General features: G+C 59.3%; 28 protein-coding genes, 1 tRNA gene and 1 pseudogene. 15 read left to right on the top strand and 15 right to left on the bottom strand.

Translation table 11 applies throughout. The features are described 5' to 3' along the window. Positions 1-83 precede the first annotated feature (83 nt). Positions 84-2243 (top strand): 3-hydroxyacyl-CoA dehydrogenase NAD-binding domain-containing protein, encoded by a 2160-nt coding sequence (locus ACIN8IBEIGE_RS10315; protein WP_160014537.1) that lies wholly within the window; start codon positions 84-86, stop codon positions 2241-2243. Between the two features lie 147 nt (positions 2244-2390). Further along, a complete protein-coding gene (locus ACIN8IBEIGE_RS10310) occupies positions 2391-2792 on the top strand; it encodes a lysozyme inhibitor LprI family protein (RefSeq protein WP_160014536.1) in 402 nt (133 codons plus the stop codon). Between the two features lie 3 nt (positions 2793-2795). Here ACIN8IBEIGE_RS10310 and ptrC read toward each other — a convergent pair whose 3' ends face one another. Together ptrC and ACIN8IBEIGE_RS20930 are read right to left on the bottom strand one after the other, a co-directional pair. After that, the gene (gene ptrC, locus ACIN8IBEIGE_RS10305; protein ID WP_160014535.1) at positions 2796-2993 is read right to left on the bottom strand and encodes a type III secretion system co-regulatory protein PtrC; all 198 of its coding nucleotides are present in this window, start codon (positions 2991-2993) and stop codon (positions 2796-2798) included. Positions 2994-3019: 26 nt separating this feature from the next. Next, positions 3020-3154 carry a hypothetical protein gene (locus tag ACIN8IBEIGE_RS20930; RefSeq protein ID WP_256665095.1) on the bottom strand — a complete coding sequence of 45 codons (135 nt, stop codon included), beginning with the start codon at positions 3152-3154 and terminating at the stop codon, positions 3020-3022. Positions 3155-3374: 220 nt separating this feature from the next. Here ACIN8IBEIGE_RS20930 and ACIN8IBEIGE_RS10300 point away from each other — a divergent pair, with 220 nt between their 5' ends. Beyond that, positions 3375-4103 carry an amidotransferase gene (locus ACIN8IBEIGE_RS10300; RefSeq protein ID WP_160014534.1) on the top strand — a complete coding sequence of 243 codons (729 nt, stop codon included), beginning with the start codon at positions 3375-3377 and terminating at the stop codon, positions 4101-4103. Between the two features lie 92 nt (positions 4104-4195). Here ACIN8IBEIGE_RS10300 and ACIN8IBEIGE_RS10295 read toward each other — a convergent pair whose 3' ends face one another. From ACIN8IBEIGE_RS10295 to ACIN8IBEIGE_RS10275, 6 genes and pseudogenes are all read right to left on the bottom strand, one after another. Next, positions 4196-5167 (bottom strand): magnesium and cobalt transport protein CorA, encoded by a 972-nt coding sequence (locus ACIN8IBEIGE_RS10295; protein ID WP_160014533.1) that lies wholly within the window; start codon positions 5165-5167, stop codon positions 4196-4198. 144 nt (positions 5168-5311) lie between these two features. Further along, positions 5312-6034, bottom strand: a complete 723-nt coding sequence (locus ACIN8IBEIGE_RS10290; RefSeq protein WP_160014532.1) for a 1-acylglycerol-3-phosphate O-acyltransferase — start codon at positions 6032-6034, stop codon at positions 5312-5314. Positions 6035-6104: 70 nt separating this feature from the next. Beyond that, positions 6105-6965 (bottom strand): ABC transporter substrate-binding protein, encoded by an 861-nt coding sequence (locus ACIN8IBEIGE_RS10285; protein ID WP_160014531.1) that lies wholly within the window; start codon positions 6963-6965, stop codon positions 6105-6107. A gap of 61 nt (positions 6966-7026) precedes the next feature. Then, positions 7027-7854, bottom strand: coding sequence for a methyl-accepting chemotaxis protein (locus tag ACIN8IBEIGE_RS21200; protein ID WP_372240011.1), 828 nt, complete (start codon positions 7852-7854; stop codon positions 7027-7029). 30 nt (positions 7855-7884) lie between these two features. After that, positions 7885-8910: pseudogene (locus ACIN8IBEIGE_RS21195) on the bottom strand (cache domain-containing protein); the annotation flags it as partial. 172 nt (positions 8911-9082) lie between these two features. Continuing rightward, positions 9083-9772, bottom strand: a complete 690-nt coding sequence (locus tag ACIN8IBEIGE_RS10275) for a crotonase/enoyl-CoA hydratase family protein (RefSeq protein WP_160014529.1) — start codon at positions 9770-9772, stop codon at positions 9083-9085. Between the two features lie 292 nt (positions 9773-10064). Here ACIN8IBEIGE_RS10275 and ACIN8IBEIGE_RS10270 point away from each other — a divergent pair. From ACIN8IBEIGE_RS10270 to efp, 3 genes are all read left to right on the top strand, one after another. After that, a tRNA-Ser gene (locus tag ACIN8IBEIGE_RS10270) sits at positions 10065-10154 on the top strand. A 107-nt stretch (positions 10155-10261) separates the two neighbouring features. Continuing rightward, a complete protein-coding gene (earP, locus tag ACIN8IBEIGE_RS10265; RefSeq protein WP_160014528.1) occupies positions 10262-11395 on the top strand; it encodes an elongation factor P maturation arginine rhamnosyltransferase EarP in 1134 nt (377 codons plus the stop codon). A gap of 46 nt (positions 11396-11441) precedes the next feature. Beyond that, complete coding sequence (efp, locus tag ACIN8IBEIGE_RS10260) at positions 11442-12014, top strand: elongation factor P (RefSeq protein ID WP_090385560.1); 573 nt, start codon at positions 11442-11444, stop codon at positions 12012-12014. Positions 12015-12159: 145 nt separating this feature from the next. On the opposite strand, the gene ACIN8IBEIGE_RS10255 is transcribed toward efp, so the two are convergent. After that, entirely contained in the window at positions 12160-13116 is a 957-nt protein-coding gene (locus ACIN8IBEIGE_RS10255) for a LysR family transcriptional regulator (RefSeq protein WP_160014527.1), read from the bottom strand. 106 nt (positions 13117-13222) lie between these two features. On the opposite strand from ACIN8IBEIGE_RS10255, the gene ACIN8IBEIGE_RS10250 reads away from it, so the two are divergent. Continuing rightward, entirely contained in the window at positions 13223-13978 is a 756-nt protein-coding gene (locus ACIN8IBEIGE_RS10250) for a sulfite exporter TauE/SafE family protein (protein ID WP_160014526.1), read from the top strand. Here ACIN8IBEIGE_RS10250 and ACIN8IBEIGE_RS10245 read toward each other — a convergent pair. Continuing rightward, on the bottom strand, positions 13968-14822 hold the full coding sequence (locus ACIN8IBEIGE_RS10245) for a LysR substrate-binding domain-containing protein (protein ID WP_160014525.1): 855 nt from the start codon (positions 14820-14822) through the stop codon (positions 13968-13970). The two genes, ACIN8IBEIGE_RS10250 and ACIN8IBEIGE_RS10245, sit on opposite strands and share 11 nt — an antisense overlap. Positions 14823-14919: 97 nt before the next feature. On the opposite strand from ACIN8IBEIGE_RS10245, the gene ACIN8IBEIGE_RS10240 reads away from it, so the two are divergent. The 4 genes from ACIN8IBEIGE_RS10240 (at position 14920) to queF (ending at position 17465) form a co-directional block, all read left to right on the top strand. Then, positions 14920-15153 (top strand): DUF1127 domain-containing protein, encoded by a 234-nt coding sequence (locus tag ACIN8IBEIGE_RS10240; protein WP_160014524.1) that lies wholly within the window; start codon positions 14920-14922, stop codon positions 15151-15153. Positions 15154-15246: 93 nt separating this feature from the next. Continuing rightward, positions 15247-15717, top strand: a complete 471-nt coding sequence (locus ACIN8IBEIGE_RS10235) for a DUF3291 domain-containing protein (RefSeq protein WP_160014523.1) — start codon at positions 15247-15249, stop codon at positions 15715-15717. A gap of 125 nt (positions 15718-15842) precedes the next feature. After that, entirely contained in the window at positions 15843-16541 is a 699-nt protein-coding gene (gene pyrF, locus ACIN8IBEIGE_RS10230; RefSeq protein ID WP_160014522.1) for an orotidine-5'-phosphate decarboxylase, read from the top strand. A 93-nt stretch (positions 16542-16634) separates the two neighbouring features. After that, positions 16635-17465 (top strand): NADPH-dependent 7-cyano-7-deazaguanine reductase QueF, encoded by an 831-nt coding sequence (gene queF, locus ACIN8IBEIGE_RS10225; RefSeq protein ID WP_160014521.1) that lies wholly within the window; start codon positions 16635-16637, stop codon positions 17463-17465. A gap of 45 nt (positions 17466-17510) precedes the next feature. Here the strand turns inward: queF and ACIN8IBEIGE_RS10220 are convergent, their stop codons facing one another. Then, the gene (locus ACIN8IBEIGE_RS10220; RefSeq protein WP_090385588.1) at positions 17511-17777 is read right to left on the bottom strand and encodes a DUF4404 family protein; all 267 of its coding nucleotides are present in this window, start codon (positions 17775-17777) and stop codon (positions 17511-17513) included. Positions 17778-17925: 148 nt separating this feature from the next. Continuing rightward, positions 17926-18636, bottom strand: a complete 711-nt coding sequence (locus ACIN8IBEIGE_RS10215) for an HAD family phosphatase (protein ID WP_160014520.1) — start codon at positions 18634-18636, stop codon at positions 17926-17928. A 233-nt stretch (positions 18637-18869) separates the two neighbouring features. On the opposite strand from ACIN8IBEIGE_RS10215, the gene ACIN8IBEIGE_RS10210 reads away from it, so the two are divergent. Beyond that, on the top strand, positions 18870-19571 hold the full coding sequence (locus ACIN8IBEIGE_RS10210; RefSeq protein WP_160014519.1) for a VacJ family lipoprotein: 702 nt from the start codon (positions 18870-18872) through the stop codon (positions 19569-19571). Positions 19572-19630: 59 nt separating this feature from the next. Here the strand turns inward: ACIN8IBEIGE_RS10210 and ACIN8IBEIGE_RS10205 are convergent, their stop codons facing one another. Then, positions 19631-19930: a PilZ domain-containing protein gene (locus ACIN8IBEIGE_RS10205; protein ID WP_160014518.1), complete on the bottom strand. Its 300-nt coding sequence runs from the start codon at positions 19928-19930 to the stop codon at positions 19631-19633. A gap of 215 nt (positions 19931-20145) precedes the next feature. Here ACIN8IBEIGE_RS10205 and rssB point away from each other — a divergent pair, with 215 nt between their 5' ends. Continuing rightward, positions 20146-21330 carry a two-component system response regulator RssB gene (gene rssB / locus ACIN8IBEIGE_RS10200; RefSeq protein WP_160014517.1) on the top strand — a complete coding sequence of 395 codons (1185 nt, stop codon included), beginning with the start codon at positions 20146-20148 and terminating at the stop codon, positions 21328-21330. A gap of 8 nt (positions 21331-21338) precedes the next feature. Beyond that, positions 21339-21821, top strand: coding sequence for an anti-sigma factor antagonist RssC (rssC, locus tag ACIN8IBEIGE_RS10195; RefSeq protein ID WP_160016356.1), 483 nt, complete (start codon positions 21339-21341; stop codon positions 21819-21821). A gap of 55 nt (positions 21822-21876) precedes the next feature. Here rssC and tal read toward each other — a convergent pair whose 3' ends face one another. Further along, a complete protein-coding gene (tal, locus tag ACIN8IBEIGE_RS10190) occupies positions 21877-22803 on the bottom strand; it encodes a transaldolase (protein WP_160014516.1) in 927 nt (308 codons plus the stop codon). Between the two features lie 41 nt (positions 22804-22844). Beyond that, entirely contained in the window at positions 22845-23852 is a 1008-nt protein-coding gene (gene dusA / locus ACIN8IBEIGE_RS10185) for a tRNA dihydrouridine(20/20a) synthase DusA (RefSeq protein WP_160014515.1), read from the bottom strand. Between the two features lie 235 nt (positions 23853-24087). On the opposite strand from dusA, the gene ACIN8IBEIGE_RS10180 reads away from it, so the two are divergent. Next, positions 24088-24777 (top strand): PA2778 family cysteine peptidase, encoded by a 690-nt coding sequence (locus tag ACIN8IBEIGE_RS10180; RefSeq protein ID WP_160014514.1) that lies wholly within the window; start codon positions 24088-24090, stop codon positions 24775-24777. The last annotated feature ends 1 nt before the right edge of the window (position 24778 follow it).

Raw genomic sequence — 24778 nt, 5'->3', positions numbered from 1 at the left:
GCTGGCGATTCGTCACGACCCTGATCGCGAGCAAGCTCGCTCCTATAGGTCAGACGGCACAAGAATTTACGGGAACAAGAAAAATGACTGACGCCATCCGTTACGAAAAAGGCCAGGACAATATCGTTGTTCTGACCATGGACATGCCCGGCCAGAGCGCCAACACCATGAACGCGTTGTACCGCGAGGCCATGGGCAAGATTGTCGACCGTCTGGAAGCCGAGAAAGATTCCATCGCCGGGGTCATCCTCACTTCGGCGAAGAAGACCTTCTTCGCTGGCGGCGACCTCAATGAGCTGATCAAGGTGACCAAGGCCGACGCGCCGGCCTTCTACCAGATGATCCTCAACATCAAGGGCCAACTGCGCCGCCTGGAAACCCTGGGTAAGCCGGTGGTTGCGGCGATCAATGGCGCGGCCCTGGGCGGCGGCTGGGAAATTGCCCTGGCCTGCCATCACCGTATTACCCTGAACAGCTCCAGCATCCAGCTCGGCCTGCCGGAAGTGACCCTCGGCTTGCTGCCAGGTGGTGGCGGGGTGGTGCGTATGGTGCGCATCCTCGGCCTGGAAAAAGCCCTGCCGTACCTGGCCGAAGGCAAGAAGGTTCGCCCTGATGCGGCGCTCAAGGCCGGCCTGATCCATGAACTGGCCAGCGACAGCGATGATCTGCTGGCCAAGGCACGTGCCTTTATCGCTGCCAACCCGAGCGCTGTGCAGCCGTGGGACGTGAAAGGCTACAAAATTCCCGGCGGTACACCGTCCAGCCCAAATGTGGCGCAGATGCTGGCCATCGCCCCGAGCGTGCTGCGTGACAAGACCAAGGGCTGCTTCCCGGCGCCGGAGAAGATCATGTGCGCCGCCGTTGAGGGTGCGCAGGTCGACTTCGACACCGCGCAGATCATCGAGGCGCGCTACTTCACCGAGCTGACCACCGGCCAGGTAGCGAAGAACATGATTGGCACCTTCTGGTTTCAGCTCAATGAAATCAATGCCGGCGGCTCGCGTCCACAGGGCTTCGCGCCTTACGTGACCAAGAAGGTCGGTGTGCTCGGTGCCGGCATGATGGGCGCCGGTATTGCCTACGTGTCGGCGGTCGCTGGTATCGACGTGGTGCTCAAGGACATCTCCATCGAAGCCGCTGAGAAGGGCAAGAGCTACTCGGCCAAGCTGCTGGAGAAAAAGGTCGGCCGTGGCCAGATGAGTGCCGAGAAGCGCGATGGCATCCTGGCGCGGATCAAACCCACCGTCAGTGACGCTGATTTCGAAGGCTGCGACCTGATTATCGAAGCGGTATTCGAGGATCGTGACCTCAAGGCTAACGTAACCGCCGCGGCCGAACGTGCGGCGCTGGCGGATGCGGTGATTGCTTCCAACACCTCGACCCTGCCGATCACCGGCCTGGCCACGGCGGTGCAGAAGCAGGACAAGTTTATCGGTCTGCATTTCTTCAGCCCGGTGGACAAGATGCCGTTGGTGGAAATCATCAAGGGCGAGCACACCAGCGACGAGACTCTGGCGCGCGGCTTCGACTACGTCATGCAGATCAAGAAGACCCCGATCGTAGTCAACGACAGCCGTGGCTTCTTCACCTCGCGAGTGTTCGGCACCTTCACCAATGAAGGCTTGGCCATGCTCGGCGAAGGCGTAAGTGCGGCGATGATCGAGAACGAAGCGCGCAAGGCCGGCATGCCGGTCGGCCCACTGGCGATCAGCGACGAAGTGTCGATGAGCCTGATGAACCATATCCGTCAGCAGACCATCAAGGACCTCGCTGCCGAAGGCAAGCAGATTCCCGCGCACCCGGCGTTTGCGGTGATCGACATGATGCTCAACGAGTACAAGCGGCCGGGCAAAGCCGCGGGTGCGGGCTTCTACGAATATCCGGCGGCCGGCGCTCCGGCGGGTGGCAAGAAGCACCTGTGGCCGGAGTTGAAAGCGCGCTTCGAGAAGAGCGAGGCGCAGATATCACAGATCGACGTGCGGGATCGCATCCTGTTTATCCAGGCCATCGAAACCGTGCGCTGCGTGGAAGAGGGCGTGCTCAAGTCGGTAGCGGACGCCAACATTGGCTCGATCATGGGCATTGGTTTTGCTGCCTGGACCGGCGGTGCACTGCAATTTATCAACCAGTACGGGGTGAAGGACTTCGTTGCACGCGCCCAGTACCTGGCTGAGCAGTACGGCGAGCGCTTCCTGCCGCCCGCGTTGCTGCTGGAGAAGGCGGCGAAGAACGAAAGTTTCTAACGCTGTCGCGTTAAGGCAGAGGTACTGAAAACCGGCTCCCTGTGAGCCGGTTTTTTATGGTCTGTGATTTATGCAAAACCAGCTTGTTTATGGCTACAGCACTAGACTGCTGCAATGGCCACGGCGGTGTGGCGCAAGGGAGGTGTTATGAAAATCGGGATAAGCAGTGCGCTGGCAATCAGCCTGGTGTTACTGGCCGCACCGGTGTGGGCGGATGACTGCGCCAATGCCATGGATCAGTTCAGCCTCAACCAGTGCGCGGCGGCGGACTATGCCACTCAGGATAAACGCCTGAATCAACTGTACGGCGATTACCGTAAGCGTCTGGATGATGGGCAGAAGCAGCAACTCAAGGAGGTACAGCTGGCCTGGATCAAGTTCCGCGATCTGGCCTGCGCGTTCGAGTCGGCGTCGGTGGAGGGCGGTTCGGCCTATCCGATGGTGCTTAACGGCTGCCTGACGCAAAAGACTGCCGCACGGGTCAAGGAACTGGAGCAGCTGGCCGTCTGTGAAGAAGGCGACCTCAGCTGCCCGATGCCAGCGCAGTAGCAGTCAGCAGACCTGACGGCCGCAGACCAGTTGCTGGATAGCCTGGCGTTCGCTCAGTTGGGTGGGCATGCGTAGGGTGGTCAGGCTGCCATCGCTGAGTTGGATGGCCAGCTCGGACTCGAAGTGGATGCCGCTGCCGTCGACCGTGGCGTAGGTCACGCCATAGACGTTCTGATTGCTCAGCGATTGGGCGATGCTCATGGCGTTCTCCTGATTGCGGGGCGCAGTTATTTAGCGGTGTTCTGGTCAGCCTTGAGTTGTGCTGCTTGCACTTTCTCGGCTTGGCGTTGGCTGCTCGCGCTGTGGCTGCTGGTAAAGGCGGAAGCGGCAAGCAGGCTGGCGATGGCGGAGAAACTGGTCATGCTGATGTCCTCTGGTTGGTTGGGCGCAGCGCCCGATGGCCAGATCATCTGCGCGTGCTGCTATCGACAGAAGTGAATGGTGCTTATGGTGACTATCGAGAGCGCTGATGGGCTCGGGTAATTGGTCGGGTTTGCCCTGTAGCTATTGCCTTGCAGCCTGTCAGCAGGCACGCTTGCGCGCTGGAAAAACAACCCTCCTGCGTCCTAGGTAACCGCCCATATGCCGCTGCAGATCTGCATTCTGGAAACCGATGTTCTTCGCCCTGAATTGGTCGACCAATACGACAGTTATGGTCGTATGTTCGAGCAGTTGTTCGCCCGTCAGCCGATTGCTGCCGAGTTCAAGGTGTACAACGTGATGGAGGGGCATTACCCGCCGGACAGCGAGCGCTACGATGCTTATCTGGTGACGGGCAGCAAGGCAGATTCCTTCGGCAGCGATGCCTGGATCCAGACACTGAAAACCTACCTGCTGGAGCGCTACAACCGGGGCGACAAACTGCTTGGAGTGTGTTTCGGTCATCAGCTGCTGGCGCTACTGCTGGGCGGCAAGGCTGAGCGTGCTGTGCAGGGCTGGGGTGTGGGTATTCATCAGTACCGTATGGCGAACAAGCCAACCTGGATGAGCCCTGATCTGGAAGACCTGACGCTGCTGATCAGTCATCAGGATCAGGTCACCCAACTGCCGGAAAACGCCACATTGCTGGCCAGCAGCGAATTCTGCCCGATTGCCTCCTACTGTATCGGCGATCAGGTGCTGTGCTTCCAGGGCCACCCCGAGTTCGTGCATGACTACTCGCGTGCGTTGCTCGACCTGCGTCAGCAACATATCGGTGAGCCGGCCTACTCCAAGGGCATTGACAGCCTGCAGCATGACCACCAAGGCCATATGGTCGCCGAGTGGATGATGCGCTTTGTCGCCCAGGGCCGTGCCGGTCTGGTTGAGTAACACGCGTTTGCACGGAAAAGCCCGGTCAGTGACCGGGCTTTTTTATGGCGTGCCATCCAGCGGACTGCCGCTACGCGGATTTAAAAATCGCTCTATAGCCAGCCGTAATGCTTGAAGCTGACGTAGAGCCCGACGCAGCCGGTGGTGATCAAACCGAGCACGCCGAAGTAGCCGTACTGCCAGGCGAGCTCTGGCATGTTCTGAAAGTTCATCCCGTAGATGCCCGCCACCGCCGTGGGAAAAGCCAGAATTGCCGCCCAGGCAGCAAACTTGCGCTGGGTGACGTTTTGCCGTGAGGACTCCAGCAGCAGGCCGATCTCGATGGCGTGGTCGGCCATCTCGCGCAGGCCGGTGAGGTCTTCCAACAGGCGGTTAACGTGAATCGCCACGTCGCGGAAGTAGGGGCGCATGTTCTTGTCGATAAACGGGAAGTCGAGGCGCTGCAACTCCTTGCAGATTTCCGCCAGCGGCCCGATATAGCGCCGCAGACGCAGCAGGTCGCGACGCAGGCCCTGAATGCGTTCGACATCGGCCTGACTCAGTGGGTTTTTCAGTACGTGCTGTTCCACGTCCTCAAGTTCGACGTGGTAGTTGTCCATCAGCGGGCGGTAATTCTCGATTACGAAGCTGAGCAGGGCGTAGAGCACGAAATCTTCGCCGTGCTCAAGCAGCAGCGGACGCGCCTCGCAGCGTTGGCGCACTTGGGAGTAGGGCGCGGATTCGCCGTAACGGGCGCTAATGATGTAACCGCTGCCGGCGAACAGTTGGGTTTCGACAAAGGTCAGCTCGTCGTCGACCAGAATGGGTGAGTAGAGCACCAGAAACAGTGCATCGCCGAAGGTTTCCAGCTTGGGCCGGGTGTGCCGCTGCAGGGCGTCTTCCAGCGCCAGCTCATGCAGGTCGAACTGCTGCTGCAGGCTGGTCAGCTCTTCGGAGCAGGGGTCATGCAGGCCGATCCAGACGAAATGTCCCGGTTTCTTTGACCAGGGCTTGCCTTCGTCGAGGCTGATATTGGTGACTTTCTTGCCCTTGCTGTAAACGGCGGCAGCAACAACGCGACCCATAGTGCTTCCTTATTATCGGTGTCCTCAGCACGCAGCTTAGCGGCTTGCTCGCTGCCGGTGTGACTGAACGGCTGCTGTACGGGCCGCATCCGTCAATAAAAAGCCCAGCGCGTGGCTGGGCTTTTTATTGACGCACCGGTTAACTCAGGCGCTTTGGCTGAGCTGCTGATCCATGGCCTCGATACATTGCTGCATCTGCGTGCGGCAGGTTTCGACCAGCTGCGGCAGATCATCCTGGCTCAGGCCCGCAGTGGGGATGGCCGGCAGGGAGCGAATCATGATTTCGCCGCTGTTCCAGCGGTTGAGCTGAATATGGTTGACGTAGGTGCTGACGCACACCGGGATAATCGGTACACCGGCGGCAATCGCCATCTGGAATGCGCCTTTCTTGAAGGGCAGCAGGCCCTTGCCGAGGTTGCGCGTGCCTTCGGGGAACACCCAGATCGAGGTGTCCTTGTGTTTGAGGGTGTCTGTAGTGGTGAGCATGGACTGCTTGGCACGAATGGCGTTGCCACGGTCGAGCAGCACGTTGCCGGCCAGCCAGTACAGCTGACCGAAGAACGGCACCCACTTCAGGCTCTTCTTGCCGATGCTCACAGTCCGCTTGGGTACTACGCGGCCGAGCACGTAGAGGTCATAGTTGGATTGGTGGTTGGCGATGATCACACAGGAGTGCTGGTGTTCCAGAGTGTGCACGTCGGTCTTCAGCTTCCAGCGCAACAGCCATTGCGCCGGGACACTGTAGAGGCGTGCGCACAAGCGGCTGTTATCCGGGTTGAACGGGCGGCAGAGGCCTAGCAGCAGGCCCAGGATGCCGGCGAGGATAAAGTGCACGCCCATCGCCAGCATGCGCAGAAGAAAAAGCATTTGGTACGCCCGTCATAGGAAAAAGGCGCGCAGTGTACGGGCGTGCACTGCTTTCGGCAATTGATGCTGATCAGAGGTCGTTACCGCTTGTTGCGTCCTCGCTAGAGCCGTTGCCGGTGGCGGGTAGCAGGTCAATCGAACTGTAGCGCTGGGCCAGGCGGGCGATGCTGCCATCCTGCTCAAGGGTTAGCAGGGCTTGATCCAGTTGCTGCATAAAGTCCTGCTTGTAGGGGTAGGCCTGTTCATTGACGCGGGTATAGCCCAGATGACCGTGCTCGCTGGACAACTTTGGTCCTTCAACCAGCCAGTCCAGGCCACTACTGGCCAGCAGGCCTTCGCTGCGCATCTGCTGCAGCTCCCAGAGGATCGACAGGCGGTCATTGATAAACACATCAATGCGCTTGCGCCTGAGCTGCAGCAGATTGGTGCGGTTGTCCGTGGCGTAACTCTGTTTGACTTCACCCGCCGCGAGCATGGTTTTGTAGCTTGGCGCGGCGATAACATTGAAGCCGCGGTTGAGGCCAATACGCAGGCCGGCGTAGGCGGCCGGAAAATCTTCAATGGCACGTTGCTGAGTCAGCTCGGCGCGTACGAAGGCCACCACACTTTCCTCCAGAATCGGCCGCGAGTAATCCATCCAGGGTCGTTCCACGGGGCGGTGGTAGGGCGGGAACAGGGCAAAGGCTGCGCCCTTTTCCAGCGCTGCCAGCCCGCGTGGCCAGGGAACTGGGCGGATGCTTACGCGATAATCCGGCATACGCGCGAAGGCCGCACGCAGAATGTCGCTGTACAGGCCTTTGGCTTCGCCGTTTTCGGCGTAGCTGTAGGGTGGATAACTGGCGTCACACAACACCGTAACACTGACGGGCGTTTGTGCCTGGGCGATGCCGTGCATGGCCAGGCACAGTAACCACGTTACGAGTATGCGCATGCCCAATCCCCTTAGCGGTTGGCGCTGGCTGCACGTGCAGGTGCAGCCCTATGTACGGAGCTTAGACTTTGAAGCGCCCGAGCAGATGGTCTTGCTGGCCGACCTGTTCGACCATGACGGCGCACTGGCGCACCTGTTCTTCGGCGCCGCCGGCTACCTCATGGCTGATGTCACGGATATTGGTGGTGTTGCGGTTGATCTCCTCGGTGGTGGCGCTCTGCTGCTCGGCGGCGGTGGCAATTTGCAGGTTCATGTCGTTGATCCGGGTGATCGCATCGCTGATGCGTCCGAGCATGTCGTTGGCCGCACCGGCTTCTTCTGCGGTTTTGCTGGCGGTATCGCGGCTCTGCTGCATGCGTGATTCGGCCTGCTTCACCCCGGATTGCAGCTGATCGATCATCTGGCGGATTTCCTGGGTCGACTGCTGGGTGCGCGAAGCCAGTGAACGTACCTCATCGGCCACCACGGCAAAGCCGCGCCCGGATTCGCCGGCACGGGCGGCTTCAATGGCGGCATTGAGGGCGAGCAGGTTGGTCTGGTCGGCGATGCTGGTAATCACCGAGAGGATCGACTCGATGTTGTGGCTGAGTTTGGCCAGCTCATTGATCGCATGGCTGGTTTCGTCCATTTCCTCGGCGAGGTGCTTGATCGCTTCGGTGGAGCGCGAGACCACGTGTACACCATTCTCAGTTTCCTGATTGGCCGCCAGTGCAGCCTGCGCGGCAGCTTGTGCGTTACGCGCCACTTCCTCTGCGGTGGAGGCCATTTCCTGCATGGCGGTGGCCAACTGGTCGAGCTCCTGCAGTTGTTGCTGCAACCGATTGGCGGCCTGGTTGGCTTCGCTGGAGGTCAGGGTGGTGCTTTCACGCACCTGCCTGGAGCTGCCCATCACCTCGCTGATCAGGCTCTGCAAACTTTGCAGAAAACTGTTGAACTCCTTGGAGACTAGGGCAATTTCATCGTTGCCAGCGGCGGGCAGGCGGCGGGTCAGGTCGCCTTCACCGCTGTTCACTTCATGCAACGAGTTATGCAGGTGATCGAGGGGCTTGAGCAAGCTGTTCATCAGCACGCCCAGCACGATCAGACTGATGATCACCCCCAGCACGGTGCCAATCACCGCGCGCCAGCTCAGGGCATTGGCTTCGGCCATGACGATGCCTTTGTCCAGCACCACGCCGATATACCAGTCCATGCCTTTGAGGTTCGGCAGTGGGGTAAAGGACACCAGCAGATCCTTATCGCCGCCGCTGGTTTCCTGCAGCTCCTTGTTCAGCGCAGGGCTCTGACCGTCGAATAGTTCGCTGTAGCTCTTGCCGTTCAGCTCGGTGTTGGGGTGGGAGATGATGTTACCGTTGCGCGTGAGCAGAAAGGCGTAACCGGCGCCGTTGAAGTCTAGGGTGTTGACCGCGTCGGCGACGGTTTTCAGGCGAATGTCGCCCCCCAGCACGCCGAGAAATTCGCCCGCATTGGTAATGCGGGTCACGGCGGAAATCAGGATTTCACCAGTGGTGGAGTCCACGTAGGGCTCGGTAAGCACGGCCTGACTGCCGGCTTTGCCAGTGGCATACCAGGGGCGCTGGCGACCATCCCATTCCGGTGCCGGCTGCCACTCGTCAGTGTTCTTAATCGGTTTTCCATCACTTTGCAGGGCGCCGAACACCAGGATGAACTCGTTCTTCAGCATGGGGGTGTTGACGATGCGTTGGGTTTCTTCGGGGCTGTAGTTGCTGTCGATGCCTTGCGCCATCAGATCCATCAGTTTGAGCTTGGCGTTGAGCCAGTTCTCGATCTGTCGGGCCAATGCGTTACTCGACTCTGCGATGCTCGCGGCCACCTGGTTATGCAGGGTTTCTCGAACCTGGCTGACTTGTGCCAGCGACAGCAGGCTGGTGGTGAGGAACAGGACGATGGCCGCGGCCAGACCAACCTTGTGGGCAATTTTCATAACACGCTCCCGACAGCAATTTCGAATAGATCGGTGAGTGCCTCTGCTCCCTGGCCTTACCTGTTAAAAGTAATACAGCCTGGGCAGATTGCTTGCAGGTTCGTCACTGTTTTGCCATTAAATGCAAAAAGCCCGGCTCATGGGCCGGGCTTCATGGTGTTGCTGGGTAGGTTTACCCCATGTGCTTCTTGTCCAGTTCGACCGCCTGGTCGAGGGCTTCGAGCAGCGCCTTGCGCACTTTCAGCTTGGTGTTCTTGTGCGCAGTCATGTTGATCTTCTTCATCTGCTGGGCAACCGCCAGGGCAGTGGCGTGCAGTTGCTCGGCCGGCACCACCTTGTCGAGGAAGCCTGCATCCACCGCGCCTTGCGGGTCAAACATCTCACCGTTGATGACCGAGCGGTGGAAGGCCGATTTGCGCAGGCGGTCACGGGCCAGTTCGATGCCGGCGTGGTGCATGGTCATGCCGATCTGCACTTCGTTGAGGCCGATGCTGAATGGGCCTTCGACGCCGATGCGGTAGTCCGACGAGAGCAGGATAAAGGCACCTTTCGCCACCGCATGGCCTGGGCAGGCGACGATGATCGGGAAGGGGTGAGCGAGCATGCGACGCGCCAGAGTGGAGCCAGAGGCCACCAAATCGATGGCATTCTGCGGGCCAGAGGTCATCACCTTGAGGTCGTAGCCACCCGAAAGAATGCCCGGCTGGCCGGTGATGATCACGATGGCCTTGTCCTGCACGGCGCGATCCAGAGCCGCATTGAAGGCGGTGATCACGTCCGGGGAGATGGCATTTACCTTGCCATTACATAGGGTCAGGGTGGCAATGCCATCGTCGAGTTGGTAGCTGATCAGGTCGCTCATGGTCGGGTTCCTTGTGCTGAAGTGCAGCAGACGTTACTCATCCGTATCGGTCAGGTAAAGCACGATGGCTGACTGGCTGGTCAGTGCGCGTTGCGCTTGCTGCCGTTAGCCTGTCTGTTTCCCCAGCTTTCTTCTATTTGGCTAACGGTGATCCGAGTAAGGCCGACAAATGTCACGACTGGTCCCTGCATTTGGCATAAGCGCATGAATCTTTTGAAAAAAGCTTTTGCCTTTGCGGGTCTGTTCGGCTAGATTAGCGCGCCTCGACAGACAGCAATGCCAGTCGAGCCCCGGTGAAGTGTCCGAGTGGCTTAAGGAGCACGCCTGGAAAGTGTGTATACGAGAAATCGTATCGAGAGTTCGAATCTCTCCTTCACCGCCATATTGATTGACGAAAAAGCTCGACCACGTGTCGGGCTTTTTCGTTTCTGACGTTTGCTGACAGCTCTGTCGCCTTTAAGGTGGGCTCGGCACATAACGGAGCAGCGCATGCGCGCAACCTGGGACATTTTCTGCAGCGTTGTCGATAACTACGGCGACATCGGGGTGACCTGGCGCTTGGCGCGGCAGTTGGTGATCGAGCACGGTATGGCCGTGCGGTTGTGGGTGGACGATCTGGCGGCGTTTGTACGCCTGTGTCCGCAGGCTGATGCAATGGCGTTGCTGCAAGTCCAGCAGGGCGTCGAGGTCTGTTTATGGTGCGCTGATTGGCAGGCTGTCGAGCCGGCGGATGTGGTGATTGAGGCGTTTGCCTGTGAGTTGCCAGCCTCCTATATAGCCGCAATGGCACAGCGTCCGCAGAAACCGCTTTGGCTCAACCTTGAGTACTTGAGTGCCGAAGACTGGGTGGAGGGTTGCCATGGCTTGCCTTCATTACAGTCCAATGGCTTGTCGAAGTTCTTCTTCTTTCCCGGTTTTACCGCAGGCAGTGGTGGCCTGTTGCGTGAGCGTGAGTTGCTGGTGCAGCGCCGGGCGTTTCAGGCCGATAGCGGCGTCCGTGAGATGTTTCTGCGCACTGTTGGTGTAACGCCTTTACCGGGGGCGCGGCTTATCTCCCTGTTTGCCTATGAGAATGCTGCGCTGGCCAGTTGGCTGGACGTTTTGGCTACCGATACGCAAATCAATCAGTTACTGGTGCCGGAAGGGCGCATTCTGGCGAACCTAGAGGCTTGGCTGGGTTGCACCGCTATGCGCGCAGGGGATATGCAGCGGCGCGGTCAGCTGCATATTCAGGTACTGCCGTTTATTCAGCAGGACCAGTACGACCGACTGTTGTGGAGCTGTGACTTCAATGCGGTGCGCGGGGAGGACTCTTTCGTCCGTGCGCAATGGGCCGGGCGGCCATTGCTCTGGCATATCTATGAGCAGGCGGACAACGCCCATCTGGAAAAGCTCGAGGCTTTTCTGGCTCTCTATAAGGAGGGCTTATCAGTCGATGGAGAGCGTGCCTTGGTCGAGTTGTGGCATGCCTGGAATACCGGTCAGTCGGTCAAGGAAAGTTGGAATCAGCTGCTAAATCACTGGCCGGAGCAGCAGGCACATGCCGAACAGTGGTGTCTGCAACGGGCCTCTCAGACCGATCTTGCCGAGGCGCTGGTGCAGTTTTACCTAAATTGGCTATGATACGCGGCCAAGAATTTTGTAATTCCATCCAAACCCGGATATTCGTATGAAAACCGCACAAGAAATGAAGCCCAACAGTGTGGCCCTGATTGATGGCCAACCTTGGCTGATCCAGAAGGCCGAATTCACCAAGTCCGGTCGTAACAGCGCCATCGTTAAAATGAAGCTGAAGAACCTGCTGAGCGGTTCCTCGACTGAAACCGTATACAAGGCCGACGACAAAATGGAGCCAGTTATTCTGGACCGCGTTGACGTGACCTACTCGTACTACAGCGAGCCGAACTACGTGTTCATGGACGCTGAATTCAACCAGTACGAACTGAACAAAGACGATCTGGAAAGCGTAATGCCGTACATCGTTGATGGCATGACCGACGTCTGCGAAGCCGTGTTCTTTGAAGGCAAAGTGGTTTCGGTTGACCTGCCGACCACCATCGTTCGCCAGATTACCTACACCGAAGGGTCCGCCCGTGGCGACACTTCCGGCAAGGTGATGAAGCCAGCCAAGCTGAGCAACGGTACCGAGATCAAAGTCGCTGACTTCTGCAACATCGACGACTGGATCGAAATCGACACCCGTACCGGCGAGTACAAATCCCGGGCTAAAGCTCCGGTCTAAGATCGGCTTTAACGGCGAGAAGAAAAAGCCCGACCTTGAGTCGGGCTTTTTTATGGTCCGCCATTCATGGCGGTCACGCTTCGGGGCATCGTTATGCGACGCTAAAAGTGATCTCTGATCATTCCTATGCCTGCTGTTTCAGCCTTTAACTACGTTGCAGGCCACTTTGCAGGGCTAGGTCCCAAGGCGCCACCGGGCCGAAGCGGGCCTTGAGAAATTCCAGCAACAAGCGGCTGCGTGAGTCGGTTTCCCGTTCCAGGCGCAGGGCATAGATGCCGCTGGGCTCGGGGGCGGGCAGGCCGGTTTCGCAGAACAGCGGCAGCAGTTCGCCGCGCAGCAGGTAATCGCTGATCAGCCAGGTCGGCAAATGAGCAATGCCCAAGCCGGCGAGGGCGCTGAACAGCAGTGCTTCGGCGTTGTTGGCGGTCATGCGCAAACGCTTGGGGCGGCATAGTTGCAGTTTGCCGTCTTGCTCGAAGCGCCAGGCATAGGGCGGGGCCAGGCTGTCCCAGTCGAGGCCGTCATGTTCCAGCAGCTCACCAGGGCTGCGCGGTACGCCGCGCCGCGCCAGGTACTCGGGGCTGGCGCAGACGACTCGGACCATAGGTGATAGCGCGGTGGCGACCAGGCGGGTGTCGGCCAGGGGGCCGATGCGCAACACTAGGTCGACCTCACCCAGGTGTGTGCCGTGCAGATCGACGAAACTGTCGATCAGGCGCAGTTGCACATCCAGTCCCGGATAGGCAACCAGAAACTCGGCAATCGCCGGAGCCAGATGGCGCCGACCGAAGGGGGCGGGTGCGTCGATACGAATCAGCCCCTCCGGCGCGCTGCTCAGCGATACGACTTCGGCGCGGGCCAGATGCAGCTCGGCGAGGATGCGCCGCGCGCGTTCGGCAAATGCCAGGCCGGCGGAGGTTGCGCGTACGGCATGGGTGCTGCGGCTGAACAGGTTGCTACCCAGCGAGCGCTCCAAGGCATCGATGCGCCGGGCCACTGCCGAGGGCGTCAGCGGGTGGCGCCTGGCGGCGGCGGAAAAGCTGCCGGTTTCCAGCACATCGAGAAACAGGCTGAGCTGGTCGGTCAGGCTATCGGGATTCATGGTCAGGGCCTGCTATGCGTTATATGCAAAGCCATTTTGCGTTGCTGTGCGTTTCGCGGCTAGTGACGAATGCCTAGGCTGTGCGGCATCACTTTGGAGCCCGCTGATGACCTTGCTCGATTTTGTCTTGAACCTTTTGCTCGGATTGATCCTCGGTACCCTGGGCGGTCTGTTTGGGATTGGCGGTGGGTTGATCGCCATTCCGGCACTTGGCGTGCTGTTTGGCCTGGATCAGCAGTTGGCCCAGGGCACGGCGCTGGTGATGGTGGTGCCCAATGTGCTGTTGGCGCTGTGGCGTTATCACCAGCGCAACCGTATCGACTGGCGGCATGCCTTGGCTCTGGCGGTGCCCAGCCTGATATGTGCCGTACTGGGTGCGGGCTGGGCGGTCACTGTGGATGCGGAGCGCATGCGTCTGGGTTTCGTGGTTTTCCTGGTGTTGCTGGCGGTCTACAACCTCTCTCGGCTGTACAGCAAGCCGGCCATGCTCTCGATTGGCCTGCGTTATCCCTGGCCCTGGCTGACGTTGCTAGGCAGTGGTGCTGGTTTGCTCGGCGGGTTGTTTGGTGTGGGCGGTGCGGTGCTGGCGGCGCCGGTACTGACCACGCTATTCGGCACCAGCCAGGTTATGGCGCAGGGGCTGTCGCTGGCTCTGGCCGCGCCGAGCACGGCCGTGACGCTGGCGACCTATGCAGCCCATGATCACGTCGATTGGCTGCTGGGTGCGCCTCTGGCGTTGGGCGGTTTGCTGAGCATCAGCTGGGGCGTGAAGTGCGCCCACGCGTTGCCAGAGCGCGTTCTGCGCGGGCTGTTTGCCGGTTTTCTGCTGCTTTGCGCGGTATTGCTTGCGCTTAAAGTCTGAAACCTTCGACGATCTGTTCGGCCAGGGTTTCGGTGACCTGCGACTGCGTCTGACTGTTGCGCAAGAGCACGATGCTGGCAGAGGGCATGGCTGGTAGGCCCTCTGCGGCGCTGATGATGCGTATGTCCGGAGTGATTAGGCTTTGTAGTTGAGCGGTAACCGCCAAGCCCGCGCTGACTACCGCCATGATCGCCGACAGGCTTGGGCTGGTGTAGGCGATACGGTATTCGCGCTCCATGGCGTCCAGCGCGTTGCAGGCCCAGGAGCGGCAGAAGCATTGGGCATTGAACATCGCCAGTGGTAGCGGCTCCTGCTCATGCGGGCTGAAGCCATGAGCTTCGGCCCAGACAATGCGTTCTTGGCGCAGCAGTTGGCCAATTTCGGTGCCTGGCTCGCGGGTGACGATGGTCAGGTCGAGGTCCTGGCGCTGCAACAGCTGGAACGACGGCTCGCAATGCAACTCCACCTGCACCAGTGGATAGGCCTGGGCGAAGCGCGAAAGGATGCCCGGCATAAAGCGCATCACATAGTCGTCCGGTGTGCCGATGCGCACGGTGCCAACCATATGTGGGGCACGCATGCTGGTCATCACTTCACTGTGCAATTTGAGAATGCGTCGGGCATAACCGAGCAGTAACTGGCCTTCGGCCGTTAGGCTGAACTGCCGGCCGTCGCGCACAAACAGCGGGCGCTGTACCACGTCTTCTTCCAAACGTTTCATTTGCATGCTGACGGCCGACTGGGTGCGGTTGACCATTTCCGCTGCGCGAGTAAAGCCACCGTGATCGGCAATCGCGACAAAGGTGCGCAGCAGTTCGCTATCGATGCTCGGGTAACTGGCCATACATCAATCTCCGAGATGCATTGCATAAGAAACATTCGTTGGATTGATCATAAGCCGAGCGCGAGACTGTCGCCAACCCCACAAGGAGGGCGACGAGATGAAAGGTCAAAAAGGTTATGCATTAGTCGGTGCCGGACGCTTACAGGGCCATCGGCCGTTTGAAATACTGCGTGCGCTTGGCCGCCAGTTTTCCCGTTGGTGGCAGCTGGCCGAACAACGGCGGCGTCTGGCCATGCTTGATGATGTGGCGTTGAAGGACCTGGGCTTAAGCCGTGCGGATGTTATCCAGGAAAGCGAGCGCTCATTCTGGGATGATCCCATGGCGCGCTGAGTCGCTGGCCGTGTGCATCGAGGCTGTGATGCGCTTGTAGGGTGCAGTCAGGGCAGTGGTTATTCAGGGATTTACATAAAAAGGAGAGCATTGATGTCTAGCTATCAACTCGCGCAGTTGAATATCGCCACGATGAAGGAGCCGCTGGAGTCGCCAAGCATGGCCGACTTTGTCGCCAATCTGGAGCGCATCAATGCGCTGGCGGAAGCCTCGTCCGGCTATATCTGGCGTCTGCAGGACGAGGCGGGCGATGCCACGGCGTTTCGCCCGTTTGGTGACAATGTGCTGGTGAATCTGTCGGTATGGCGCGATGTGCAGGCGCTCAGTGATTACGTCTACAAGTCCGCCCATACCGAGATGCTCAAGCGCCGCCAAGAGTGGTTCCGCAAGGTCGATGCGGCGCATATGGTGCTGTGGTGGGTTCCGGCGGGGCATCGGCCATCGGTGCAGGAGGCCGCCGAGCGCCTGACCTTGCTGCGTGAACAGGGCGCCAGCGCGCAGGCCTTCAGCTTTCGCCAGGCGTTTGCGGCGCCGGATGTGCTTGTGGCTGAGCCTGCCGAGTAGCGGCACGCTGTTATCTGCTGTGGCTTTGCATGCGCGTGGGCGCGGCGGGCGGATCGCCGGAGCGGCACGCGTGCGGCGCATCCGCTACAATGCGCGCCGAATTTGTCTTGCCCGAGAGCCCGCCCATGTCCGCCTGCCAGACCCCGATCATCGTTGCCCTGGATTTCCCGACCCGTGATGCCGCGCTGGCATTGGCTGATCAGCTCGATCCCAGGCTATGCCGGGTAAAAGTGGGCAAGGAGCTGTTCACCCGTTGCGGGCCGGAGATTGTCAACGTGTTGGCCGGCAAGGGCTTCGAGGTGTTTCTCGACCTGAAATTCCACGACATTCCCAATACCACCGCCATGGCCGTTAAGGCTGCCGCCGAAATGGGCGTGTGGATGGTCAATGTGCACTGCTCGGGCGGCCTGCGCATGATGGCGGCCTGCCGGGAAACCCTGGACACGTTCGCCGGGGTCAAGCCGCTGCTGATTGGTGTGACTGTGCTGACCAGCATGGAGCGCGAGGACCTGGCGGGCGTTGGCCTGGATCTAGAACCGCAGGCGCAGGTGCTGCGTTTGGCAGGTCTGGCCGCACAGGCCGGTCTGGATGGCTTGGTGTGTTCGGCCCAGGAAGCGCAGGCGCTTAAGGCTACCTACCCAGCGCTGCAACTGGTAACGCCAGGGATTCGTCCGGCCGGCAGTGCTCAGGATGACCAGCGCCGCATTCTGACGCCACGTCAGGCATTGGATGTCGGTTCCGATTATCTGGTGATCGGCCGTCCGATCAGTCAGGCTGCTGATCCTGCTCAGGCGTTGGCCGCTGTAGTGGCCGAGCTGGCCTGATGCTACGCGGCAAGCTCGGCTTCGCGCTTGCCGCCTAAATCCGTTTGAGAAATTGTATACAATCGCTGCATTTCGACCAGTCAGGTTTTCTCCATGCATCCCGCCGCCGAAGATTCGCCACTGGGCAAATCCAGTGAGTACATCGCTACCTACACCCCGTCTCTGTTGTTTCCGATTCCGCGTGCTGCCAAGTGGGCTGAGCTGGGCCTGAGTGCCGAAACCCTGCCGTATCAGGGCGTGGATTTCTGGAACTGTTTCGAGCTGTCCTGGTTGTTGCCATCCGGCAAACCGGTGGTGGCCATGGGCGAGTTCGCCATTCCGGCCGACTCGCCAAATATCATCGAGTCGAAATCCTTCAAGCTGTACCTCAATTCGCTGAATCAGTCGGTATTCAACAGTGCTGACGAGCTGGTGGCGGTATTGGTACAGGATCTCTCGGTAGCCGCCGGCAAACCGGTTGGCGTGCGCGTGCGCAGCCTGGCTGAGGTAACGGCTGAAGGTGTGCAGGCCGCGCCAGGCGTCTGTATCGACGAGCTGGATGTAGCCATCAGCAACTATGAGCAGCCTCAGCCTGAGCTGCTGCACTGTGATGCCGCGCGAGTGGTCGAAGAGAGCCTGCACAGCCATTTGCTCAAATCCAATTGTCCGGTCACCGGCCAGCCGGACTGGGGTACGTTGGTGGTGCAGTACCGCGGTCTGGCACTGGATCACGCCAGTCTGTTGGCCTATCTGGTGAGCTTTCGCCAGCATGCGGATTTTCACGAGCAGTGTGTGGAGCGAATCTTTCTCGACCTGCAGCGCCTGCTCAAGCCTGAGCATCTGACGGTGTATGCGCGTTATGTGCGCCGTGGCGGGTTGGACATCAACCCCTACCGCAGCAGCGGGCCCATCAGCCCTGATAATCAACGTTTGGCGCGCCAGTAATGCAAAACCCCAGCTAGGCTGGGGTTTTCGTTAGCGCTGCGGTGTTTAGATGCCCATGTTGGCCAGGCTCTGCACGATATTGCGCAGGGTGCCGGCGAGGGTTGGGTGACTGGCTTCGAAGCGCTCCACCGCGAGGTTGACCCCGTCGATCAGGGTTGCGTCAGGTGCAGCGGCAGCCTGACGGGCCAGCTGCAATTCAATTTCCTGGGTCAGTACAAACAGCTCGGCGCGTTCCTCTTCACTCAACGGTGGCTGTTCAGCCAGTTGGTCGCGCAGGTCTTGCAGTTGTTGCTGCAGGCGGCTTGCAGGCATGGAGTTCTCCCTTTGGTAGTCGACAGATTGACTGACCTTACGCAGGGGCGAAAGGTTCTGCATGCCTTCAGGTTAATCCAAGCCGGCAGGCTTTGCTTGCTTTGGATCAAGCGTGAGGCATTGATTCGAGCGGCATTCTGACGCTTGCTCAGGGCTTTTCGCTCTTGTGCCGACGCAGGCTGAGATCCGCCAGGCAGGTAGGCAGGTCGCTGAGCTGGTCGATGACCGAATGCACACCCAAACGATACAGGCTGAGGGTGGCCTGGCTACGCAGTCGATCGCGTTCGCTCATCGACAGACTTTGCCAATCGGCCGGTGCCAGGCCGCAAAGCGGGCCGCTGATGGCCAGGCCGATGGTCCAGATGCCGGCATTCAGAGCTGCTTGTAGCAGGCGCGGTTCGCCACTGACCAAGACACAGCCTTCAAGCTGATCAACCTGCAGCTCTATCAGGCTGCGCCAGATGGCGTCGGGTGCCGGCCATGGGCGAGTGCTATGACTGGGTGTGCCGGGTAGCCAGTCCGGGAGTGCGCCGGCCAGGCTGATGCTGGCGTCGCGCGGCAGTTCATCCAGCCAGGCGCAGGGCACGGTCTGTTGGTGCAGCTGTTCAAGCAGGGGCAGGGCAGCAGGCGTGGCTTCGGCATGCTCGCATGCGGTTTCGCAGAGCGCCTGCTGATAGGCCTGCCACTCTTCAGTCAAGGGTTCACGGCCTAGGGCCAGCTGCAGGCTCTGCTGATTGGCTGCCTTTGGGTAGAGGCGCTGCAGGGTCAGAGGGATGGTGCGTGCGCCGAAATCAACTAGGCAGCCGGACAGGCTAAATAGAATGGCGGTGAAGGCGGGCGAGTTGGCGGGCGTTTGCATGTGCCGTCCTTGAAAATGGTCTAGTCCAGGCTAACGCATGCAGGTTACAGGCAGATGAAGGCTTTATTTACGTTTGCACCGGCGACAATTACTGGGCTCTACGGCAACAGACAGTATGATTCTCAGCTATTTGTTCGTCCGCTATGCTGCCTATTTATAGAGCTGGCGCTTTATACTGCGCGGCCTGATTTGGCCGCCTGTGGCAGCCTGAGCATTTTCAAGGAGCGACTGTGATGCGTATGACCGGTGCGAGCTGGATTGAACGATTGAGCCTGTTGATTGCCTGTACCGGCGTGCTGTTGCTGCCTGCACTGGCGCAAGCCAACGAAGAAGACCCGTGGCAGGGTTACAACCGCTTTATGTTTCGGATCAACGATAACGTTGATACCTATACCCTCAAGCCTTTGGCCAAGGGTTATCAGGCGGTGACGCCACAGTTTCTTGAAGATGGCGTGCATAACGTCTTCCGCAACATCGGTGATGTCGGCAACCTGGCCAACAACCTGCTGCAAGGAAAGTTGCATGATGCCGGGGTCGACGGTGGCCGCTTGATCTTCAATACCACCTTTGGCCTGTTGGGTTTCTTCGATGTGGGCAGCGCTATGGGCCTGCAGCGCAGCGATGAGGATTTCGGCCAGACCATGGGTGTGTGGGGGCTCGATAGTGGGCCTTACGTCGTGCTGCCTCTGTTGGGGCCGAGCACCGTGCGTGATGCCTTCGGCAAGGTGCCGGACAGTATGCTGACTGCGCCTGCGTTTATCGATCACGTGCCGACGCGCAATGTGGTGAGCGGCGTTCAGGCGGTTGACCTGCGGGCCAGCTTGCTCAAGGCTGAGCGCATGGTCAGCGGTGACAAATACATCTTTATCCGTAACGCCTACCTGCAGAATCGCGAATTCAAAGTGCGTGACGGTGAGGTTGAAGACGATTTTTGATGTCGTTGGGTCAACAAAAAGGCGGCCGTTACGGGCCGCCTTTTTATTGTCCGAGCATTTCAGCTCATGGAAATAATCGCCAAGCCTAATGCTTGGCGGCCGTCTTCCATCGTGCTGACGCGCATCACTTCGGCTTGGGCATCCAGGCCGCGTAATTCGTTGTGATCAGAGGCGATGTGTACACGTACCTTGTCGCCCATCTTTACTGCGCTTTCAGCTTCCAGCTGCATGCCTGTGCTGGACAGGTCGAGGCACAGTGCGGGAATTTCCTTGCCGTCATGGTGCAGGGTGACGGGGGCCTCTAGCCGCATGCGGATGTAATCGCGTTTTTCACTGTAGGCACGATCATTTTGGCTCATGGGCTTTTTCCTCTTGTTATGGGGGCTGTCCTGCAGCTCTTATAACCTTGGCCGATTTGAGGTGTAAAGTCGTGCGGCGACGACCGGCACACGCTTGAATCACGTAGCGGATGGGAGTACCGTCTGCGCCTTGAAGCGAGCCGAGTTCGCGCGTCCAGGCGATTGCCCTGACGCATAAGCCAACCCATACCCGGCGCAGTTTGCCTGGATACCTCATGCACAAAACCAGTGCCACGCTGCTGATAATCGATGACGACGACGTAGTGCGTGCGAGTCTCGCAGCCTATCTGGAAGACAGTGGTTTTCATGTGCTGCAGGCTGCCAATGGCTTGCAGGGGCTGGAAGTCTTTCATGCCGAGTCGCCGGATCTGGTGATCTGCGATCTGCGTATGCCGCAAGTCGATGGTCTCGAGCTGATTCGCCGCATCAATGCCCTGCAAGTGGAAACCCCGGTAATCGTGGTGTCTGGTGCTGGTGTGATGAGCGATGCCGTCGAAGCTTTGCGCTTGGGCGCAGCCGATTACCTGATCAAACCCCTGGCCGACCTTGCCGTGCTTGAGCATTCAGTGCGTCGTGCGCTGGATCGCGCCAATTTGCGTCTGGAAAACCAGCGCTACCGCGACGAGTTGGAAACCGCCAACCGCGAACTGCAGGCCAGCCTGCACCTGCTGCAGGAAGATCAGAACGCCGGGCGCCAGGTGCAGATGAATATGCTGCCGGTAACGCCGTGGCAGGCTGATGGCTTGAACTTCGCCCACCAGATCATTCCTTCGCTGTACCTGTCGGGCGACTTTGTCGACTATTTCCGCGTCGATGACAGTCGTATCGCTTTTTATCTGGCTGATGTGTCCGGGCATGGCGCTTCTTCAGCATTTATCACCGTTTTGCTGAAGTTTATGACCACGCGCCTGCTGTATGAGTCGCGCCGCGGTGGCAACCTGCCGGATTTCAAACCCTCTGAAGTGCTCGGTCATATCAACCGTGGCTTGATCAACTGCAAGCTGGGCAAGCACGTGACCATGCTCGGTGGCGTGATCGATCAGGCAAACAACCGTCTGACCTACAGCATTGGCGGCCACCTACCGCTACCGGTGCTCTACAGTGAAGGCCAGGCGCGTTACCTGGAAGGGCGCGGCTTACCGGTTGGGTTGTTTGTCGAGGCCGAATATAACGATATGGAATTGGAGCTGCCAGAGGCCTTCAGTCTGACGCTACTCTCCGATGGCATTCTCGATCTGTTGCCGGGCGATACCTTGAAAGACAAGGAAACCCTGTTGCCGCAGTTGATCAGCTCTGCGGGTGGCACCCTGGATGGCCTGCGTACGGCTTTTGGGCTGGCCAATCTGGGGGATATGCCGGATGATATTGCCTTGCTGGTGTTAAGCAGGAACCTTGCATGAACCCTGGGATAAGCCCCGGTAGAATCCAGTTTGCCGAACAAGATGGCACCTTCATCTTGAAGTTTGTCGGTGAAGTGCGCCTGACTCTGTGTTCGGCGCTGGATTCGACCATCGAGAAAATCTTCACTGCGCTGAACTTCTCAGCCATCGTGATTGATCTGACCGAGACCCGCAGTATCGATAGCACGACTCTTGGGCTACTGGCCAAACTGTCGATTCTGTCGCGGCAGAAGATCGGTCTGTTGCCGACGGTGGTGACCACCCACGCCGATATCACGCGACTGTTGCAGTCGATGGGTTTTGATCAGGTCTTCAATATCGTCGATACACCGGTGCCGTGCCCGGATTGTCTGGATGACCTGCCGTCGCAGGATCAATCGGAAGAGCTGGTACGTGCCAAGGTGCTGGAAGCGCACCGCATACTGATGGGGTTGAATGACTCCAATCGCGAAGCTTTCCACGATCTGGTTAACGCCCTCGAGCATCATTGACTTGTGGTTAAACAAACGGGGCGCTCATTGAGCGCCCCGTTTGCTTTCAGGCCATTCAGGCTTGAGTGGTGAGCAGTTTTTCCAGCTTTTCCTGATCGCGGGCAAACAGGCGAATGCCTTCGGCAGGTTTTTCCGTGGCCATGGCGTCTTCATTCATGGCCCAGCGGAACTGGCTTTCGCTGAGGCTCTGCTTGGCTTCGGTAGCTTGGCCAGGGCTGAGCAGGCGCGCCAATGGCTGCTGATCATCAGCCAGTTGTTGCAGGAGTTCCGGGCTGATGGTCAGGCGATCACAGCCGGCCAATTGTTCGATCTGGCCAATATTGCGGAAGCTCGCACCCATCACCACGGTTGGGTAGGCATTAGCCTTGTAGTAGTTGTAGATGCGCGTGACTGACTGCACGCCGGGGTCTTCGGCACCAACAAAGTCGCGACCTTCAGCCTTCTTGTACCAGTCGTAGATGCGCCCGACGAAGGGTGAAATCAGAAATACGCCGGCATCGGCGCAGGCCTGGGCTTGGGCGAAAGAGAACAGCAGTGTCAGGTTGCACTGAATGCCGGCTTGTTCCAGTTGCTCGGCGGCGCGAATTCCTTCCCAGGTCGACGCGATCTTGATCAGCACGCGTTCGCGGCCAATACCAGCTTCTTCATAAAGACCAATCAAGCGTTCGGCTCGGCGCAGAGTGGCCTGAGTATCGAAGGACAGGCGTGCATCCACTTCGGTGGAGATACGTCCGGGGATGATTTTGAGAATTTCACCGCCCACCGCGACGCCAAAATGGTCGCAGGCCAGACCCAAGTCGCCTTGGCTGGTCTTGACGGCATGCTTTAGCTGCTCGCTATAGCCGGGCATTGCGGCGGCTTTGAGCAGCAGGGATGGGTTGGTGGTGGCATCGACCGGCTTCAGGCGGGCAATGGCGTCGAGGTCGCCGGTATCGGCGACCACCGTAGTGAACTGCTTGAGTTGATCCAGCTTGGAGGTCATGACACAGCCTTGTCGTTGCAGATGCACCGACCTTACCCGAGTCAGCGGCCTTGCAGCAATTGCGCCGCTTGATCGAACAGCGTTAGCGGCTCGCTGGTCTTGTGAATGTCCACCGAGAGCAGCTGGCGAAAGCGTCGCGCGCCATTGAAACCCTGGCCCAGGCCGAGCATATGGCGGGTGATGTGGTGCATGCTACCGCCTTCGGCGAGGTGCGCGGCGATATAGCCGCGCATACTCTGCATGGCCTCAAAACGGCTCATGGCCGTACGGGAGGAGCCGAACAGCTGCTGGTCAACCTGCGCCAGTAGATAGGGGTTATGGTACGCCTCGCGGCCCAGCATCACGCCATCGAAGGTCTGCAGGTGCTGTTGGCAGTCTTCCAGGGTCTTGATGCCGCCATTGAGGATGATTTCCAGCTCCGGGAAATCTTGTTTAAGCTGCGCCGCCACCTCATAACGCAGAGGTGGTACCTCACGGTTTTCCTTGGGCGAAAGCCCTTCGAGAATGGCGATGCGCGCATGCACGGTAAAGCTGCGGCAGCCGGCATCGCGCACGGTGCCGACGAAATCGCACAGCTCGGCATAGCTGTCGCGGCCGTTGATGCCAATACGATGCTTTACCGTTACCGGGATATCCACCGCGTCCTGCATGGCTTTCACGCAGTCAGCGACCAATTGTGGATGGCCCATCAGGCAGGCTCCGATCATATTGTTCTGCACCCGGTCACTGGGGCAGCCGACGTTGAGGTTGACCTCGTTATAGCCCGCTTCCTGCGCCAGCTTGGCACAGGCCGCCAGATCCGCAGGCACGCTGCCGCCCAGCTGCAGCGCGAGCGGGTATTCGGCAGCGCTATGGCGCAGAAAGCGTGCCACGTCACCGTGCAATATCGCACCGGTGGTGACCATCTCGGTATACAGCAGGGCGTGCTGAGACAACTGGCGTAGGAAAAAGCGACAGTGACGATCCGTCCAATCCATCATTGGAGCAACGGAGAAGCGCCGAGAAAGCATGGTTGGAGGCGTGTTGGCAGGTGCGCAGTTATCGGGCATTGGAATCTATCTGTTTGGTAGCGGGCGCAAGGGCGGTGGCCGTGATTCGGTGGTGGTGCCGGGTGAAGGCAGCGTTAGATGCAATGCTCGGCAGTTTATCAGCCTCGAGAGGGTTTTCGTTTGTGCGTATGACTTGGGCATTGCCTGTCGGAAATTCAGCATTTTTCGCAGGTAGGTTGGGGTATCGGCACTTCGTCGTTATGCTCTGCGCTACAAACAAGCCAATGGGTGAGTGATGTTTCAGTCTGTGCGCGTAGTAAAGCTTCTGCCGTTTGCTCTGTCATTTCTGCTCGTTGCCTGCGCCAGTGGGCCGCAGCTGCTGCCTGAGACCAAGCGCCTGCCTGAGCGGGTCGAGTTGGCCGATGTGCCGTTCTTTCAACTCAGTGATGCGCAGGGTGGGCCTTCGGCGTTGGCGGCGTTGCTCAATCATCATGGGGTGATCACCAGTCCTGGACTGGTGGGTGAGCGCATTCAGCAACTGACCAAAGGGCAAAGTGCGCAAGCCGGGCTTGAGACGGTGGCGCGCTCTTATGATCTGCTGGTCTACCCCTTGCCCGGTAATCTGGATGTACTGATGCAGCAGGTGTCGGCAGGGCATCCAGTGCTGGTGATGCAAGATCGTCTATTTGGCGGGCCGGGCGCGCAGTTTGCGCTGCTGGTGGGCTATGACCAGCGCGAGCGCACGCTGGTACTGCGTTCGGGCAATACCCGGCGTTGGTACACCAGCTTTGCCAGCTTCGACGATGCCTGGGGCGAGGCAGGGCGTTGGGCGGTATTGGTCATGCCGACCAATCAACTGCCGGCGCAGCCGCTCAAGCAGACGTGGTTGACGGCCGTGCAGGAGCTGCAAGAGCAAGGTCGTACGGCGGCAGCGCAGCAGGCGTTGCGTACGGCGCATCAGGCGTGGCCGGATGCGCAGCTGTAAA

It is taken from the genome of Pseudomonas sp. 8BK, assembly GCF_902506475.1.
Taxonomy (GTDB): domain Bacteria; phylum Pseudomonadota; class Gammaproteobacteria; order Pseudomonadales; family Pseudomonadaceae; genus Aquipseudomonas; species Aquipseudomonas anguilliseptica.
The sequence above is the reverse complement of the archived record's forward strand: the minus strand, read 5'-3'. Positions and strand labels throughout refer to the sequence as shown.

What these genes read in the sequence shown, in the direction of transcription:
- ACIN8IBEIGE_RS10310 (WP_160014536.1), top strand. Translation starts at nt 2,391, where the DNA reads ATGAAAATCGGGATAAGCAGTGCGCTGGCAATCAGCCTGGTGTTACTG.
- ACIN8IBEIGE_RS10245 (WP_160014525.1), bottom strand. Translation starts at nt 14,822, where the DNA reads ATGGCCAGTTACCCGAGCATCGATAGCGAACTGCTGCGCACCTTTGTC.
- ACIN8IBEIGE_RS10255 (WP_160014527.1), bottom strand. Translation starts at nt 13,116, where the DNA reads ATGAATCCCGATAGCCTGACCGACCAGCTCAGCCTGTTTCTCGATGTG.
- ACIN8IBEIGE_RS10215 (WP_160014520.1), bottom strand. Translation starts at nt 18,636, where the DNA reads ATGCAAACGCCCGCCAACTCGCCCGCCTTCACCGCCATTCTATTTAGC.
- earP (WP_160014528.1), top strand. Translation starts at nt 10,262, where the DNA reads ATGCGCGCAACCTGGGACATTTTCTGCAGCGTTGTCGATAACTACGGC.
- ACIN8IBEIGE_RS20930 (WP_256665095.1), bottom strand. Translation starts at nt 3,154, where the DNA reads ATGACCAGTTTCTCCGCCATCGCCAGCCTGCTTGCCGCTTCCGCCTTT.
- pyrF (WP_160014522.1), top strand. Translation starts at nt 15,843, where the DNA reads ATGTCCGCCTGCCAGACCCCGATCATCGTTGCCCTGGATTTCCCGACC.
- ACIN8IBEIGE_RS10220 (WP_090385588.1), bottom strand. Translation starts at nt 17,777, where the DNA reads ATGCCTGCAAGCCGCCTGCAGCAACAACTGCAAGACCTGCGCGACCAA.
- ACIN8IBEIGE_RS10275 (WP_160014529.1), bottom strand. Translation starts at nt 9,772, where the DNA reads ATGAGCGACCTGATCAGCTACCAACTCGACGATGGCATTGCCACCCTG.
- queF (WP_160014521.1), top strand. Translation starts at nt 16,635, where the DNA reads ATGCATCCCGCCGCCGAAGATTCGCCACTGGGCAAATCCAGTGAGTAC.
- ACIN8IBEIGE_RS21200 (WP_372240011.1), bottom strand. Translation starts at nt 7,854, where the DNA reads ATGGGCAGCTCCAGGCAGGTGCGTGAAAGCACCACCCTGACCTCCAGC.
- ACIN8IBEIGE_RS10300 (WP_160014534.1), top strand. Translation starts at nt 3,375, where the DNA reads ATGCCGCTGCAGATCTGCATTCTGGAAACCGATGTTCTTCGCCCTGAA.
- ACIN8IBEIGE_RS10210 (WP_160014519.1), top strand. Translation starts at nt 18,870, where the DNA reads ATGCGTATGACCGGTGCGAGCTGGATTGAACGATTGAGCCTGTTGATT.
- dusA (WP_160014515.1), bottom strand. Translation starts at nt 23,852, where the DNA reads ATGCCCGATAACTGCGCACCTGCCAACACGCCTCCAACCATGCTTTCT.
- ACIN8IBEIGE_RS10290 (WP_160014532.1), bottom strand. Translation starts at nt 6,034, where the DNA reads ATGCTTTTTCTTCTGCGCATGCTGGCGATGGGCGTGCACTTTATCCTC.
- ptrC (WP_160014535.1), bottom strand. Translation starts at nt 2,993, where the DNA reads ATGAGCATCGCCCAATCGCTGAGCAATCAGAACGTCTATGGCGTGACC.
- ACIN8IBEIGE_RS10250 (WP_160014526.1), top strand. Translation starts at nt 13,223, where the DNA reads ATGACCTTGCTCGATTTTGTCTTGAACCTTTTGCTCGGATTGATCCTC.
- ACIN8IBEIGE_RS10180 (WP_160014514.1), top strand. Translation starts at nt 24,088, where the DNA reads ATGTTTCAGTCTGTGCGCGTAGTAAAGCTTCTGCCGTTTGCTCTGTCA.
- ACIN8IBEIGE_RS10315 (WP_160014537.1), top strand. Translation starts at nt 84, where the DNA reads ATGACTGACGCCATCCGTTACGAAAAAGGCCAGGACAATATCGTTGTT.
- ACIN8IBEIGE_RS10240 (WP_160014524.1), top strand. Translation starts at nt 14,920, where the DNA reads ATGAAAGGTCAAAAAGGTTATGCATTAGTCGGTGCCGGACGCTTACAG.
- efp (WP_090385560.1), top strand. Translation starts at nt 11,442, where the DNA reads ATGAAAACCGCACAAGAAATGAAGCCCAACAGTGTGGCCCTGATTGAT.
- ACIN8IBEIGE_RS10235 (WP_160014523.1), top strand. Translation starts at nt 15,247, where the DNA reads ATGTCTAGCTATCAACTCGCGCAGTTGAATATCGCCACGATGAAGGAG.
- ACIN8IBEIGE_RS10285 (WP_160014531.1), bottom strand. Translation starts at nt 6,965, where the DNA reads ATGCGCATACTCGTAACGTGGTTACTGTGCCTGGCCATGCACGGCATC.
- rssB (WP_160014517.1), top strand. Translation starts at nt 20,146, where the DNA reads ATGCACAAAACCAGTGCCACGCTGCTGATAATCGATGACGACGACGTA.
- tal (WP_160014516.1), bottom strand. Translation starts at nt 22,803, where the DNA reads ATGACCTCCAAGCTGGATCAACTCAAGCAGTTCACTACGGTGGTCGCC.
- ACIN8IBEIGE_RS10295 (WP_160014533.1), bottom strand. Translation starts at nt 5,167, where the DNA reads ATGGGTCGCGTTGTTGCTGCCGCCGTTTACAGCAAGGGCAAGAAAGTC.
- ACIN8IBEIGE_RS10205 (WP_160014518.1), bottom strand. Translation starts at nt 19,930, where the DNA reads ATGAGCCAAAATGATCGTGCCTACAGTGAAAAACGCGATTACATCCGC.